Raw genomic sequence first — 15,275 nt, forward strand, 5'->3', positions numbered from 1 at the left:
TGCCCTGCGTTTTTTTTAGTATGCGATGGCCGCACCATCAGGATTGCGCGGATCTGAATAACCGCTGATCCCATCGGATTTGATCAGGATAGTCTGGGTTTTGCCCATGGTGGCACCGGCTTTTAATTGCTGGCCTTTTTGTTCCAGCAGACGCAGGGTATCGAAGCTGATACCTTTTTCGAAGCGTAGCTGATCCGGCATCCATTGCTGATGGATGCGCGGAGCGACGGCGGCTTCCGCCGGATTCATGCCAAAGTCGATCACATTCAGAATAGTCTGCAAAGTGGTGGTGATAATCCGGCTGCCGCCCGGGCTGCCTGTCACCAGATAGGGTTTGCTGTCTTTGAGTACGATAGTCGGTGTCATCGAACTCAGCGGACGTTTCCATGCCTGCACCGCGTTGGCATCACCGCCGACTAAACCAAATGCATTCGGCACCCCGGCTTTAATCGAAAAATCATCCATCTCATTATTCAACAGGATGCCGGTACCGGCGGCGACGATGCAGCTGCCAAAATTCAGATTCAGCGTGTAAGTGGTCGCTACCACATTACCATATTGATCCGCCACGCTGTAATGCGTGGTCTGATCGCTTTCATAGGCCTGCGGCTGGCCCGGTTTAATCTCGGCCGAAGGCGTGGCTTTATCCTGCTTGATTTTCTGCGCTAAGGTGTCTGCATAGCGGCGTGAGGTCAGGCCAGTGACCGGCACCTTGACGTGATCCGGGTCACCCAGAAATTCCGAACGGTCGGCATAGGCAAGTTTCATGACTTCACTGAGCTGATGCAGCGTCTGGGCGCTGTTATGGCCTTGCTCGCGCAAGGGGAAACGCTCCAGCATATTGAGCATCTGGATAATATGTACGCCGCCGGAACTTGGTGGCGGCATGGAGACGATGTCAAAGCCGCGATACTGACCGCGTACCGGCTGGCGCTGCACGGCGCGGTAAGATTTCAGATCCGCTTCAGAAATCAGTCCCTGATGCTGACGCATTTCGGCTACGATTTTCTTCGCAATATCACCTTCATAAAATGCTTTCGCGCCTTGTGCTGCAATCTGACGCAAGGAATTCGCCAGATCTTTTTGTATCAGACGCTCGCCGGCACGCAGCGGACGACCATCCTGAAAGAAAATCGCTTTAGCGGCAGGGAAGGCGGCCAGTTGTTCTTTACTCGCTTCCAGCATCGCAGCCAGATGCGGACTGACCACAAAGCCTTGTTCGGCATAACGGATCGCCGGTGCCAGCAAGTCTTTGAGCGGCAGGCTGCCATAGTCACGCAGTGCCATCTCGAATCCCGCCACGGTGCCGGGCACGCCGACGGCCTGATGGCTGTACAGGGATTTGCCACGTATCACATTGCCATTGGCATCCAGATACATATCGCGGCTGGCCAGTTGCGGTGCCAGTTCACGGAAATCAATCGCCACATCTTTGCCGCTTTTCGCGTGATGTATCATCATGAAGCCGCCACCACCGATATTACCGGCATTCGGCAATACCACGGCTAGCGCAAAGCCGGTTGCAATCGCCGCATCGACCGCATTACCACCGCGTTTGAGGATATCGATACCCGCTTGCGAGGCCAGTTGATGCTCACTCGCGACCAGGCCTTTTTTGCCTTCTACCGGACTGATGATGGGATAGCTGGTGTCGTATTTGATGTTGGCCGCAATCTGCGCCTGCGCGAACTGTGCATTACTCAGTGCAGTCAGGGCCAGCAGTGTTGCACATACTGTTGGCAATAAGGTAGGAAGTAAGGCTGGTAATAAGTGGGAACGGTTCAACAATGGTCTACTCCGGTCAGCATCAGATGTGTGGGGGCTTAGGCAAAACCATGAGGCCAGCAGGACGATGCCAGGCCATTTGCTGGCATGATTTTGCGTAAAACGAAACCTGTAGTGTAAGCGAAAAACTGCAGACGTAAAAAAACCAGCCCGCAGGCTGGTTTTTTCAGATCATTCTGACGAAATCAATTCGCAGAATTATTTTGCTTCAGCGTCAGCAGAAACAGCACCTGCTGGTACGGTAGCGATCGCTACAGTTGCGTCGTCGCCGTGTACAACTGCTGTTACGCCAGCTGGCAAAACCAGTTGAGAAACGTGTACGGATTGACCAGCTTCCAGTTTGGACAGGTCAACTTCAACGAATTCTGGCAGATCAGCTGGCAGGCAGGAAACGTCCAGCTCAACAGCAACGTGGCTGATGACTGCTGCGGACAGTTTTACTGCTGGAGATACGTCAGCGTTAACGAAGTGCAGAGGCACTTTAACGTGGATCTTTTGGTTAGGATCAACGCGTTGGAAGTCTGCGTGCAATACCAATTGTTTGTATGCGTGGACTTGGAAGTCGCGCAACAGAACTTTTTCTACTTTACCGTCAACTTCCAGATCCAGAATGGAAGAGTGGAATACTTCTTTTTTCAATGCGTGGTACAGCGCATTGTGGTCCAGGCTGATTGCTACTGGCGCTTCTGTGCCGCCGTAGATGATGCCAGGTGTTTGGCCAGCATTGCGCAGGCGGCGGCTCGCTCCGGTCCCCTGTTCTTTGCGTGCAAATGCGATAACTTTCATGGTGTTACTCCAAAAAATGCAAGAGCTAACTTGCGGTTTTGTATCCCCGCGACCAGGGATACAGTAAAAAGCGCCACCACGTACATGGCAGCGCCGGAAACGGGTTCGTCGATTAGTCTGTTAGTCTGTGAACAGGGAGATGACCGATTCGCCTTTAGTAATACGGCGGAAGGTTTCTGCCAGCAGGCTGTCACAGGACAGTTGACGGATTTTACTGCAGGCGCGTGCTGCGTCTGACAGTGGAATGGTGTCAGTCACAACCAGCTCATCGAGCGGGGACTGGGAAATACGCTGAATCGCCGGGCCGGACAAGACTGGGTGAGTACAGTAAGCCAGCACTTTTTTCGCGCCGCGTTCTTTCAGTACTTCTGCTGCCTTAGTCAGTGTGCCTGCGGTATCAACCATGTCATCCATGATTACGCAGTTACGGCCTTCAACTTCACCGATGATGTTCATGACTTCGGACACATTGGCTTTTGGACGGCGCTTGTCGATAATCGCCAGATCGCAGCCCAGGCGTTTTGCCAGCGCACGTGCACGAACCACACCACCGACGTCAGGCGATACCACCAGCAGGTCATCATAGTTTTTAGAAACCAGATCACCCAGCAAAATCGGGGATGCGTAAATATTATCAACCGGGATATCGAAGAAACCCTGAATCTGATCTGCATGCAGATCCATAATCAGAACGCGGTCTACACCGGCTTCTTCCAGCATATTGGCAACGACTTTGGCAGAAATAGCCACGCGTGCGGAACGCGGACGGCGATCCTGGCGTGCATAACCGAAATACGGAATCGCTGCAGTGATGCGGCCAGCGGATGCACGTTTGAGCGCGTCGACCATCAACATGATTTCCATCAGGTTGTCATTGGTTGGCGCACAAGTGGACTGCAGAACGAAAACATCTTTACCGCGCACGTTTTCATTGATTTCGACAGCAACTTCGCCATCAGAGAATTTGGAGACATCTGCTTTACCAAGCGGAATACCCAATTGTTTTGCAACGCCGGCAGCCAATGCAGGATTGGCGTTACCAGTGAAGACCATCATGTTGTCGTGTGCGCGCGCGTTTGCCATGGCGGGACCTATCGGCTGAATTTTTTGAGGGCCAGACTATTTGTCTAATTGGTGAAGCTTTAGAAAATAATCAGAGGTATAAACTGAAAAAGCCGCCGCACATTGTATGCGGCGGCTTTAATTTAATGGCAGGGGAAGAAGGATTCGAACCTTCGCATGCCGGAATCAAAATCCGGTGCCTTAACCAGCTTGGCGATTCCCCTACACAACCGTTTATCTGTTGTCAGAATCTTTCGCTATTCTAGCGTAAAACTCGCAACAGACCAAATTTTTATCTCTGCAGCAAATCAACTAAAGGATGTTGATTCAGCGATTTTGCCTTCCATGATTTCCAGCGACCGGGCATTTGCATTATTACTTTGTCTGCTGCTGATTCATCAGCAAAAGCACAAAAAACACAAGCTCCTGATCCTGTCATCTTCGCATTTCCAAATTTCGAGAGCCACTGTATGGCTTCATCGACTTGCGGAAACATTGCGCAGGCAACTGTTTGCAGATCATTTCTCCAGTAATTTTCTGCATTGCTGGAAAAGTCCGCTATTCTGACGGCCTTACTGTCTCTTGTCAACTCCCTGGACGAAAAAATTGCTGGAGTCGGTACATGTACGCCCGGTTCTATCACCACAAACCAGCGTTCCGGCGTGCTGATCGCTTGTAATTCCTCGCCTACGCCCTCGGCAAATGCATTTTCGCCGAAGATAAAAAACGGCACATCGGCACCCAGCTGCAAACCCAGTGCCATCAGCTCAGTGCGGCTCAGTCCGGTTTGCCATAAATGATTTAAAGCCATCAGCGTCGTCGCCGCATCCGAGGAGCCACCACCGACACCGCCGCCCATAGGCAGGATTTTATGCAAAGTCAGGTCAGCTCCCAGCGTGGTGCCGGTTTTCTGTTGCAGCAGGCGGGCGGCGCGTACGATCAGGTCGCTGTCCGCCGGAACACCCGGCACATCGTTGGTGCGCAGAATTTGCCCATCCTGACGTACATCGAAATCGAGCAAATCACAGCGATCTATCAATTGGAATGCGGTTTGCAGCAGGTGATAGCCATCATCGCGGCGACCTGTCACGTGCAGGAATAAATTCAGTTTGGCCGGTGCCGGACATTGATGTAAAGACTTCATGGTGAGGAAGGGGCTTCTAAAATAATTTGCAGGCTGACCTGGCCAGCCTCGGTAGTGTAACGGGATAATTCTAGGCGCTTGGGTGAACCCGGCTGATGCCAGCTGGCGTAACGGATTTTCCAGCCATCGGTTTCTACCACCTGATCATTCGTGCTTAAGGCGATCAGCTGACCATCAGCCTGGCGTATCTGTCCCTGCAGCCAGTAGCGCAAACCGGAAACCGGCAGCGGGAAGTGCAGGCTGTCTTGCAGCAGCTGTTCCAGATTGTCGGCTTGTAGCGGCAGCTTGTCCTGTTGCTCCAGCAGCGCGGATTGCGCAGTCTGGGTAATTCTGGCGATGGTTTGTCCCAAGGGATTGTAGAGATCGATGACCAGATTTTGCGCGTTCTGCTTCCAGTCAAAGTTGCCGGGTAATTGCTGTGCTTTGCCATTCTGTTCATAGCGTATAAACAGTTTGCCGCTCAGGCTGATTTGCTGCTGATAGCTGCTGACTGGCTGAGTCTTGAGCGTGCCGCTTTCGGATGGAGTGAGCGGTATGACGGAGCAGGCGCTGCTAAGTAGCAGCATGCCCAACAGCAGGGGATTAATCAAATTCATAGAGGTAGACCTGGATGTCAGGGAGGGCAGTGCAGAGTGAGCCTAAGGCAGGCGATACCTGTGCCGGTATCGCCTGTAGTCGTTAGCCGTTCAGTCTTTAGGGCTGAAACTGAAAGCGCTGCAGCGTGCCTTTTAATGTCGTGTTGCCCGCATCCTTGCGGTGCGCTTCACGCCAGATTTTTTTTGCGGCATCCTGATCACCTTTGCTCCACAACAGTTCGCCTAAATGTGCCGCGATATCGGCATCGTTACGGATTTCATAAGCACGGCGCAAGGCTTTTTCTGCCTCGTTGATTTTACCGAGGCGGAAGTAAACCCAGCCCAGGCTGTCCAGAATATACGGATCATCCGGTGCCAGCTGATTCGCTTTCTGCACCAGGGTCAGCGCTTCATCGAGCCTGATATTACGGTCTGCGAACGAGTAACCCAGCGCATTGTAAGCATGCTGATTTTCTGGTGCCAGCGCGATCACTTTGCGCAGACTGGTTTCCATTTCCTCCAGGCTTTGCTGGGATTCCAGCAGCATGGCATAGTCGTACAGCAGGTCGGCATTGTCCGGGAATTTCTTACTGCCTTCTCTGAGTAACTGACCGGCTTCCAGCACGGAACCGCGGTCACGCAGTAACTGCGCTTCGGTTTGTATCAATTGCACTTGTTCTGCTTCATTTGCTGCAGACGTGGTTTTGAGTAATTGCATTGCGGCGTCCGCATTGCCAGTGCGTGCTAACAGGTGAGCGCGCCGGATTTGCACATTGAACCAGACCGGATTTTTGCCATCATAGGATTCAATTTGTGATAACCAGTCCAGCGCTTGTTGGTAATCCTTTTTTTCGATGGCGATACGTGACAGGTTCAACAGCGCCGGGCTCAGATCGCGATCTTCCGGCTTATCTTCTGCCAGTTTCAGATATTGCTTCAGATAGTTTTCAGCCTGCTCGGGCTGGTTACGCTCCATAGACAGCACACCCAGTGTGTAGAGTGCATTGGTGTCGTCCGGCTTATCGCGCAGCAGTTGAGCAAATTCGTTATAGGCCTTGTCGTACTCTTTCAGTTCAATCAGCAAGCTGGCCAGCGCCAGTCTCACATCACGTGCCTGCGGATTTTTTTTCAAAAAGCTATTCAGGAATTTAACCGCATCGGCCTGCGTGGAAGCCTGTGCTATGGTCAGTGCGGCGATTTGGGAATCGGTTTTTTTGCTGAGCACCTGTTGTGCCTCGGACAGTGCACGTGCTTTGTTACCAGCTACCATCGCGCCTTGCGCCAGTGCCAGATGCGCTTCCGGGAAATTTTGATACGGTGCCAGCAGTTCTTCCAGCATATTCATGGCGGCTTGTTTGTCGCGCGCGCGTGACAGCAAGCGCTGCGCCTGCAGCATGATGACCTGATATTGCTCAGGGCTGGCGGCTTTCAGTCTGTCGGTGTAGACCTGACGGATTTCGCTCAGATTATTATTCATCAGCATGAAGCCCAGGTAATACTGCATGGCTTCATTCGATTCCGGTGCCAGTTCGCGCCACAGCCTGATGGCCGACAAGGCTTCGCTCGGTTGTTTAGCGCTCAGCGCGATTTCAGCGGAGCGGCTGGCAAAGCGTGGATCACGCGTTTCCTGTGCGGTCGACATCAGTGTCACATAGGCTGCTTGCCAGCTGCCGCGCTGATAGGCGACTTCTGCCATCATCACTTTGTACAGTAATTCGGGGCTCAGGCTGAGTTCGGGCAGCTTATCCTGTTGCGGCACCTGCGCCACCGGGGGAGCACCCACTTCTTTTTCGGCGGACAGCGCAGCATGGGCGGCATCGCGTGCATGATGCGCATCCTCAGGCTGTAGTGCCGTCTGTGTTCCTAATCCGGCGCAGGCAGTCAGCACGACGGTGCATGCCAGATAAGCAGTAGGCCTGAGAGCGGCTACAATAGCGGTCGAAACAAAATTGTTCAGAGTTTTCAAGTCGGATCCGAATAGAGAAGAGGATGAGCGATTTTACGCTGAACTTATCTCAGCGTGGGTTTCTTAGGATTTTATACAAAACGCCGCCAGCCTTACGATTTGAGCGACTGGCCTTTATCCTCAAATTATTGCTCTGTGTCAAATTGTAAATGCGTTTGTCTGCCTTGATTGCTTACACCATGATGACGGTAAAAATGCATCCCGGTCACAAACTGAAGTGGCACAATGGCGCATCCAGCTTTTTAGATTTATCTGCTCAGAAAAGTTCCCGCTATGCCTGAATTGCCAGAAGTTGAAGTGACCCGTCAGGGGCTTGATCCACATCTGCATGGACAAGTCGTCACCAGCGTCGTGATGCGCAGGGCGGGTTTGCGCTGGCCATTTCCTGAGCAATTGCCCGGCCTGCTCAGCGGACGCAGAATATTGAGCACTGGCAGACGCGGGAAATATTTACTCTTGCATTTTGAGCATGGCAGTCTGTTGATACATCTGGGCATGTCTGGCCATTTGCGCATATTGCCCGCAGATCAGCCTGCCGCAAAACATGATCATCTTGATATTGTGGTCGGTACGCAGGCTTTAAGAATGACAGATCCGCGCCGCTTTGGTGCGGTGTTATGGCATGACCATGCAGATGGACCGCTGGAACAGCATGTGCTGTTGAGCGGCCTGGGTGTGGAGCCCCTGCAGGCTGATTTCAACGGGCAGTTTCTGTACCAGCAAAGCAGAAAGCGCAGTGCGGCGATTAAACAGGTGCTATTGGCGGGTGATATTGTGGTCGGGGTCGGCAATATCTACGCGTCTGAGAGCCTGTTCAAGGCCCGTATACGCCCGGAAACTGCCGCACAGCGTATCAGTCTGCAGCGCTACCAGTTGCTGGCTCATGCCATTAAGGAAACCTTGGAAAGAGCCATTACTCAGGGTGGCAGCACCTTGAAAGACTTTGTCGGCGTAGATGGACAGAGCGGTTATTTTCAGCAATCGTATTTTGTGTATGACCGCGCGGGGCAGCCCTGTCGCTTGTGTGAGCGCCCTATAAGGCAAATCCGGCAGGGGCAGCGCAGTAGTTTTTATTGCGCGTATTGTCAGAAATAAGTCAAAAAATAGTCAAAATGCCTGCACTTTGGGGCAATGCTTGTTGGTAATACCGTGTTTTGCGTTTTTTTTGCGGCGCTTACATATATACTTGAACGAATAAAAAATTTACTGAGGGGAACATGAGCAATCTGGTTCAAAAATTCCAAGAATATAGCGAATGGCGCAAGGGTGTCGCCCGGGCGCTGGAACAGTATCGCGGCTGGATTAGTGGATCAGACATGGCTGATGCGGCAACTGATCAGCGTCTGGCCCGTTTGCAGGAGCGTCTTGTTGACGATAAGTTATCAATTGCTTTTGTTGCTGAATTTTCCCGTGGCAAGTCTGAGTTAATTAACGCTATTTTCTTTGCTGATTATGGTCAGCGCATCCTGCCGTCATCGGCCGGACGCACTACCATGTGTCCGACTGAACTGCTGTACGACGATACGATTCCGCCTTGCATACGCTTATTGCCGATTGAAACCCGCGCCGAAGCGCAGTCAACCAGCGAATACAAGGGACAGAACCACGTATGGAAAGTGCTGCCGCTGAATATCAGTTCAGGCGATGGCATGCTGGAAGCCTTCAAGCAAGTCAGTCTGACCAAAAAAGTCAGTGTAGAGATGGCCAAGCAATACGGCCTGTTCGATGAAGATGATCCCGACGCAGCGCTGGAAGTCGATGAAAACGGCCTGGTCGAAATTTCTCAATGGCGTCACGCCATCGTCAATTTCCCGCATCCTTTGCTCAAAGAAGGCCTGATCATTGTTGATACGCCGGGTCTGAATGCGATTGGTACCGAGCCTGAACTGACGCTGAACCTGATCCCGAATGCGCATGCCGTCCTGTTCATTCTGGCCGCCGATACTGGTGTGACCAAGAGTGATATCGATGTCTGGCGCAATCATATAGGCTCTGGTATGGGCCGCATGGTGGTGCTCAATAAAATCGACAGCATGTGGGATGAGTTGCGTACGACTGAGGAAACTGAGCGGCAGATTGCACGTCAGGTCAGCACCGTCGCACAGACCTTGGCGCTGGAAGAAAAACAGATTTTCCCGGTTTCCGCACAAAAAGGCCTGGTTGCAAAAATCAATAAGGATGCGCCTTTGCTGGCACGCAGCCGTTTGCCCAGCCTGGAATATGCCTTATCGAAAGAGCTGATCCCGGCAAAGCAAGACATCATCCGTTCGCAACTGATCGCAGAAATTACTGAAATCACCCATGCACAACAAGCCGTGATCACTTCACGCAGCCGCAGCGTGGTGGAGCAGATGCTGGAGCTGAAAAGCTTACGCGGTAAGAACATGAACGTGATCGAGCACATGATGAAGCGTGTCGACGCCGAGAAAAGGGAATTCGATGCGAGCCTGATTCGTATGCAGGGTACCCGTGCGGTATTTACCAAGCTCTCAACAGAAGTATTCACCAGCCTGGGCATGGATATTCTGCGCGAGGAAGTGCGCAAAACCCGGGAAGCGATGGAAGCCAGTCATTTGACAACCGGTTTGCGTGATTCGATACGTCAGTTCTTTGCGCAGGTCAGACTGAATCTCATTTCCTCTAACAAAAAGACCGATGAGATTTCTGAGATGATGGCGGTGATGTATCGTAAATTCTCGACTGAGCATGGCCTGGCTTTGTCCGCACCTATGCCTTTTTCACTCGATAAATACATCAATGAGTTAGACGCTATTGAAGTAGTGTGTCAAAAACAGTTTAGCTACACCAAGATGATGAGCAAAACCCGTGTCAAGCTGATTCATAAATTCTTTGATTCAGTGGCAGCGCGCGTCAAACAAAACTTTTTACAGGCAAATAAAGATGTGGAAGCCTGGCAAAAAGTGGTGATGGCACCGTTGGAAGCGCAGATTCGTGAGCATAAATCTCAGCTCAAAAATCGCATGCAATCGATACAGCGTATCCATGTGGCGACTGATAGTCTGGAAGATAAAATCACTTCATTTGAAACTATGCAGGCTGAGGTCGATGCGCAGAAAAAAGCGCTGACTGATCTGGAAACCGAACTCAAAGAAGCGCTGGCCGCTAATTTATCCAAATTAAAAGTAGCCGCCTGAATTTATCCATGACCCATGTGACACCGGCGGCTGCGGCCGCCAGTTTTTTTTCTGACTATGCACCCGATGCCGGCTTTTCCTTTGCTGTGATTGAATGGCAAAAGCAGCACGGCCGCCATGGCTTACCCTGGCAGCAAAGCCGCGCGGCGTATCGCGTCTGGCTGTCAGAAATCATGCTGCAGCAAACCCAGGTCAGTGCAGTCATTCCGTATTATCAGAAATTTTTAAGCAGCTTCCCTGACGTATATGCGTTGGCGCAGGCACCGTCGGAACAGGTGATGGCGCATTGGGCCGGACTCGGTTATTACACCCGTGCGCGCAATTTGCATCAGTGTGCCAAACGCGTGGTGGCTGAGTATGGCGGGGAATTTCCGGCTGATCCAGCTTTACTGCAGGATTTACCTGGAATAGGAAGATCCACGGCGGCAGCGATCACTGCTTTTTCTTATGGCACTAAGGCGGCCATTTTGGATGGCAATGTCAAGCGGGTGTTGGCGCGAGCGTTTGGCATACATGGTTATCCCGGCAGTAAACCGGTTGAGGATAAAATGTGGCGACTGGCCGATGCGCTATTGCCAGATAGCGGCATTGAAGCCTACACCCAGGGCCTGATGGATCTGGGCGCGACCGTTTGTACCCGTAGCAGTCCGACTTGTCTGCTGTGCCCTTTGCAGCAACGTTGTGTGGCCAAGGCAGAGGGATTGACCGGGCTATTGCCCTTCAAAAAACCTAAGACAGCCGCAAAACAAAAACAGACTGTGATGCTGGTGCTGATGCACCAGGATGCGGTATTAGTCGAACGTCGTGCCGATATCGGCATCTGGGGAGGCCTGTTATCACTGCCAGAACTGGATGGCATGCAAGCCTGCGAACCAGGCCGCAGCCCCGATCTGCCACAACTGCCCACTGATGCCTTCAACACGGTGATACGGCCATTTGGTCAGGCTGGAACCGGCCGCTTATTACCGGTCATGGAGCATGTGTTTACCCATTTCCGCTTATGGATGCATCCGCTGCTGATGGAGTTGCAGCCTGCCGCCGCAAGCTCCCGGTTGGTTGTGGCCGAAGACAAATACCAATGGCTGCCACTCAATGAAGTGCAGGATGCTGCTTTGCCGGCACCGGTGAAAAGCTTATTGCTGAGCCTGGCCGGTGATGTGCAGATCACTGCGCGCTGATGGCTGTGTCTGAGTACACAACACAGCGCTGCTTAGTTCAGCATCGTGTTGCCGTATTTAGTCACTGCAAAACCTTGTTTCGTCACATGCTGCCACTTTTCTAATTGTTAGCGATACACTAGGCGTCCTCAAAGTAAAACAACTCAGGAGACTGCCTTGCCCCGTCATGTTTTTTCTCAGCTACTGAGCCTGACAGCCTTACTGGCCGCAGGCGGTGCGCAAGCCGCGACCAGCGCTTGTCGCGTGCCCGATTTTCCTCAGGAAGTGCAATGCGGTGTGGTGTCACGCCCGCTCAATCCGGATCAGCCTGCCGGTAAAAAAATCGACGTACATTATGTAGTGTTGCCATCCCAGGATAAAAACAAATTACCGGATGCGGTGTTTTTGCTGGCCGGTGGACCTGGTCAGAGCGCGGTACAGGTCGCGGGTTTTGGCCAGGCTGTGTTGGGACGTCTGAATAAGCGGCGCGATCTGGTGTTTGTCGATCAGCGCGGTACTGGCCGCAGCGCTTCGCTCAGTTGTCCTGAGCTGGAAGCACGCGATGAGGTGCTGGATGAGGTGCAGACAGAACGGCGCACCGAGGCTTGTCTGAAACGCCTGCAAAGTTTGCCGCATGGCGAACTGGGGATGTACACCACCAGTATCGCGGTGCAGGATCTGGAGGCGGTCAGACTGGCGCAGGGCTATAACAAAATCAATCTGGCCGGTGCATCGTATGGTACCCGCGTTGGTCTCGAATACCTGCGTCAGTTCCCAGGCTCAGTCAGACGACTGGTGCTGGATGGTGTAGTGCCGCCCGATATGGGCATACAAAGCGCTGATGCACAGGCGGCACTGGATGGGCTGTTCACGGATTGCGCCAAGCAGGAGCGCTGCAATCAGGCTTATCCGCAACTGGCACAGCGCTGGCAGCATTTACTGAACAGTCTGCCTAAGCAAGTGACACTGACACACCCGCGTACCGCAGCCACGATGAAGCTGGAGCTGAGTCGTGATCAGGTCTTGGGTATGGTGCACCGTACCCTTTATACGCCAGCCTTGACCGCAGGTTTGCCCTACGCGATATCGCAGGCGGATCAAGGGAATTTTCAGGCTTTGGTTGGCCTCAGTGGCTCGACCAATTTGCCCGGCCCGGCCGCAATCAATTACGGTATGCATTACTCGGTCTGGTGTAGTGAGGCAATGGCTAAACCCTTGCCTGCGGCGCGCAATGAATTTGAAAAACTGATGAATGGCATGTATGAAAAAGCCTGTAAAAACTGGCCGCGCGGCAAAGTACCTGAGGCTTTTTATCAGATACCGGTGACTGCCGCGCCCGTCATGCTGTTGAGCGGTGGTATCGATCCGGTCACGCCGATACGCAATGGTGCCGCAGTTGCACAGGCACTGGGTGCCAATGCACGGCATATCACGGTTGATAACGCCGGTCACGGACTGCTCGCTCACTCATGCGTGCGCGATGTGGTGGTTCGCTTTTTCAGCGCCAAGGAAGATAAAGAAGCCCTGGCGACTGACAGCAGTTGTGTACGTCAGATACCCAGACCGCTGGCATGGATGCCAGTACAGGAAAAGAAGGGAGCTCAGCCATGATTATCGTCGACAATCTGCATAAAGAATTTGTACGCGTAGGTAAAGCAGAAGCGCTGACCGTGCAAGGCATAGCCCGTTCGCTGGGTTTGATGAAAAAACAGCCTGAGCTGGTGAAGGCAGTCAACGGCGTCAGCTTCAGTGCGGAGGATGGTGCGATTACCGGCTTACTCGGCGCGAATGGTGCGGGTAAAACCACCACGCTGAGAATGATTGCCGCCTTATTGAAACCGGACTCAGGTTCGATACAGGTTGATGGTGTCACTGTGCAGCCAGGTGCGCAATCCACTCAGTCACAAATGGGTGTGTTATCGGATGCGCGTGGTCTGTATCCACGATTGACGGCACGTGAAAACATACGCTATTACGGTTTGCTGCATGGTCTGCAGGCAGACGCGGTGGATGCCAGAATCTCCCAGCTCGCGCATTGGCTGGAAATGGAAAAACTGCTGGACCGGCGTACTGATGGTTTCAGTCAGGGCGAGAAAATGAAAACCGCGCTGGCGCGTGCATTGGTACACGACCCTAAAAATATCATTCTGGATGAACCGACCAATGGACTCGATGTCGTCGCTACAAGGGCACTGCGCGAGTTTTTACGCTGGTTACGCTCAGCAGAAGGCGGCGCCAAATGCATCATTTTTTCTACCCATATCATGCAGGAAGTGGAACGTCTTTGCGATGATGTGGTGATCGTGGCACAAGGCCGGAATGTGGCGCGCGGCACGGTACCGCAATTACTGGATTTAGCGGGTAAACCGGACTTTGAAGACGCCTTCGTGAAACTCGCATTTTTAAATGATGCCGACGCTGTGAAAGGAGTGCCGGCATGATGGCTACCATAGAAATTCTGAAAAAAGAATTACGCGATGCCTTGCGTGATCGCCGTACCCTGATGACTGCGCTGATCAGCTCTTTGCTGGGGGTACCCATCATGTTGGTGATCTTTTCAGCCATACTGTCCCAGGTCGAAACCCAGGAAGAAAAGCGTATCGTGATCGCGGTCGGCATGGAGCATGCGCCGCAACTCGAGAACTTCATTCTGCGTCAGGGTTATCAGATTCAGGCGGCAGCAGCCGATTACGAAGCTAAGTCACGCAATAAGGAGCTGACCCAGCCGGTGTTGCTGATCCCGGCAGACTTTGAAAGCAAGCTGCTGAGCGCTGAGCCAGTCCGGCTCGAGCTGGCCTACGATACCTCGAATCGTCAGGCTGAATTCGGCCTGCGGCCTTTGCGCCGCTTGCTTGATGCGTTTGTACAGGAGAGCATGGTGATGAATCTGACCATGCGTGGTATTTCTCCTGACTTGTTACAGACGATAGAAATCCGTGAGCGCCATCTGCAAAAACCGGAGGAACGCAAAACCACGCTCACGGAAATGCTGCCCATGATGGTATTGATGGCGATCGTGGTGGGTTGTATGTACGCGGCGATCGACACCACCGCCGGTGAGCGTGAGCGTGGTTCGCTGGAACCATTGATGATGAACCCTGTGAGTGGCTGGCAACTGGCCGTCGGTAAATGGGGCGCGGTGGCGCTGGTCGGTATGGGGGTGGTCGTGCTCACGATCTTCAGCTTCTTTCCTACCCAGTGGCTGATTAAGAATGAGACCCTGCGGGCTGCATTTCAATTTAATCTGAAAGACGCCTTCGGTTTCCTGTTCATCTTATTGCCTTTGGCGGCCAGCGTCGCAGCCTTACAGATCGCGATTGCGCTGGATTGCAAGAGCTATAAAGAGGCACAGGTCAGGAATCAGATCGTCACCATGTTTATCCCTTTTGTATCGCTCGCACCTATCCTGTTTCCGGGGCGTGAACCAGCCTGGTTTCAATGGGTGCCAGTGCTGGCGCAGAACCAGATGATGAATCAGGTGCTCAAGGGCGAAGCGCTGAATTTCCCGGCTGCCGGTGCCGCACTGATCGTCTGCAGCGGAATCACGCTGACCGCCTTGCTGTATATCGCACAAAAAATGCGTAAAGTGGTGATGGTCTGAGCAGGTCTGAGCTTGAGCAAGGAAGTTGAAATAAAAAAAACCGG

The 15,275-nt window shown here is 52.7% G+C and carries 12 protein-coding genes and 1 tRNA gene; 6 read left to right on the plus strand and 7 right to left on the minus strand.

What is annotated here, in order from left to right; all coding sequences use genetic code 11:
* Positions 1-15: 15 nt before the first annotated feature.
* From ggt to EYB48_RS12330, 7 genes are all read right to left on the minus strand, one after another.
* Entirely contained in the window at positions 16-1,785 is a 1,770-nt protein-coding gene (ggt, locus tag EYB48_RS12300) for a gamma-glutamyltransferase (RefSeq protein ID WP_162020830.1), read from the minus strand.
* Positions 1,786-1,983: 198 nt separating this feature from the next.
* Positions 1,984-2,571, minus strand: a complete 588-nt coding sequence (locus EYB48_RS12305) for a 50S ribosomal protein L25/general stress protein Ctc (RefSeq protein ID WP_162020660.1) — start codon at positions 2,569-2,571, stop codon at positions 1,984-1,986.
* A 120-nt stretch (positions 2,572-2,691) separates the two neighbouring features.
* Positions 2,692-3,654 (minus strand): ribose-phosphate pyrophosphokinase, encoded by a 963-nt coding sequence (locus EYB48_RS12310; protein WP_162020661.1) that lies wholly within the window; start codon positions 3,652-3,654, stop codon positions 2,692-2,694.
* Between the two features lie 126 nt (positions 3,655-3,780).
* Positions 3,781-3,857: transfer RNA gene (locus tag EYB48_RS12315), tRNA-Gln, on the minus strand.
* 68 nt (positions 3,858-3,925) lie between these two features.
* Positions 3,926-4,777 carry a 4-(cytidine 5'-diphospho)-2-C-methyl-D-erythritol kinase gene (gene ispE / locus EYB48_RS12320; RefSeq protein WP_162020662.1) on the minus strand — a complete coding sequence of 284 codons (852 nt, stop codon included), beginning with the start codon at positions 4,775-4,777 and terminating at the stop codon, positions 3,926-3,928.
* Positions 4,774-5,373, minus strand: coding sequence for a lipoprotein insertase outer membrane protein LolB (gene lolB / locus EYB48_RS12325; protein WP_162020663.1), 600 nt, complete (start codon positions 5,371-5,373; stop codon positions 4,774-4,776). Before lolB ends, ispE begins: the two co-directional genes overlap by 4 nt.
* A gap of 97 nt (positions 5,374-5,470) precedes the next feature.
* Positions 5,471-7,318: a tetratricopeptide repeat protein gene (locus EYB48_RS12330; protein WP_162020664.1), complete on the minus strand. Its 1,848-nt coding sequence runs from the start codon at positions 7,316-7,318 to the stop codon at positions 5,471-5,473.
* Between the two features lie 273 nt (positions 7,319-7,591).
* Here EYB48_RS12330 and mutM point away from each other — a divergent pair, with 273 nt between their 5' ends.
* The 6 genes from mutM (at position 7,592) to EYB48_RS12360 (ending at position 15,231) form a co-directional block, all read left to right on the plus strand.
* Positions 7,592-8,413 (plus strand): bifunctional DNA-formamidopyrimidine glycosylase/DNA-(apurinic or apyrimidinic site) lyase, encoded by an 822-nt coding sequence (gene mutM / locus EYB48_RS12335; RefSeq protein ID WP_162020665.1) that lies wholly within the window; start codon positions 7,592-7,594, stop codon positions 8,411-8,413.
* Positions 8,414-8,535: 122 nt separating this feature from the next.
* Positions 8,536-10,473, plus strand: a complete 1,938-nt coding sequence (locus tag EYB48_RS12340) for a dynamin family protein (RefSeq protein WP_202927774.1) — start codon at positions 8,536-8,538, stop codon at positions 10,471-10,473.
* 8 nt (positions 10,474-10,481) lie between these two features.
* Complete coding sequence (gene mutY / locus EYB48_RS12345; protein ID WP_162020666.1) at positions 10,482-11,651, plus strand: A/G-specific adenine glycosylase; 1,170 nt, start codon at positions 10,482-10,484, stop codon at positions 11,649-11,651.
* Positions 11,652-11,807: 156 nt separating this feature from the next.
* Positions 11,808-13,241 (plus strand): alpha/beta hydrolase, encoded by a 1,434-nt coding sequence (locus EYB48_RS12350; RefSeq protein WP_162020667.1) that lies wholly within the window; start codon positions 11,808-11,810, stop codon positions 13,239-13,241.
* On the plus strand, positions 13,238-14,071 hold the full coding sequence (locus tag EYB48_RS12355) for an ABC transporter ATP-binding protein (protein WP_162020668.1): 834 nt from the start codon (positions 13,238-13,240) through the stop codon (positions 14,069-14,071). The genes EYB48_RS12350 and EYB48_RS12355 overlap by 4 nt, the downstream gene beginning before the upstream one ends.
* Entirely contained in the window at positions 14,068-15,231 is a 1,164-nt protein-coding gene (locus EYB48_RS12360) for an ABC transporter permease (RefSeq protein WP_162020669.1), read from the plus strand. Before EYB48_RS12355 ends, EYB48_RS12360 begins: the two co-directional genes overlap by 4 nt.
* Positions 15,232-15,275: the final 44 nt, after the last annotated feature.

Source organism: Cognatundibacterium crateris (assembly GCF_010078235.1).
Taxonomy (GTDB): domain Bacteria; phylum Pseudomonadota; class Gammaproteobacteria; order Burkholderiales; family Burkholderiaceae_D; genus Undibacterium; species Undibacterium crateris.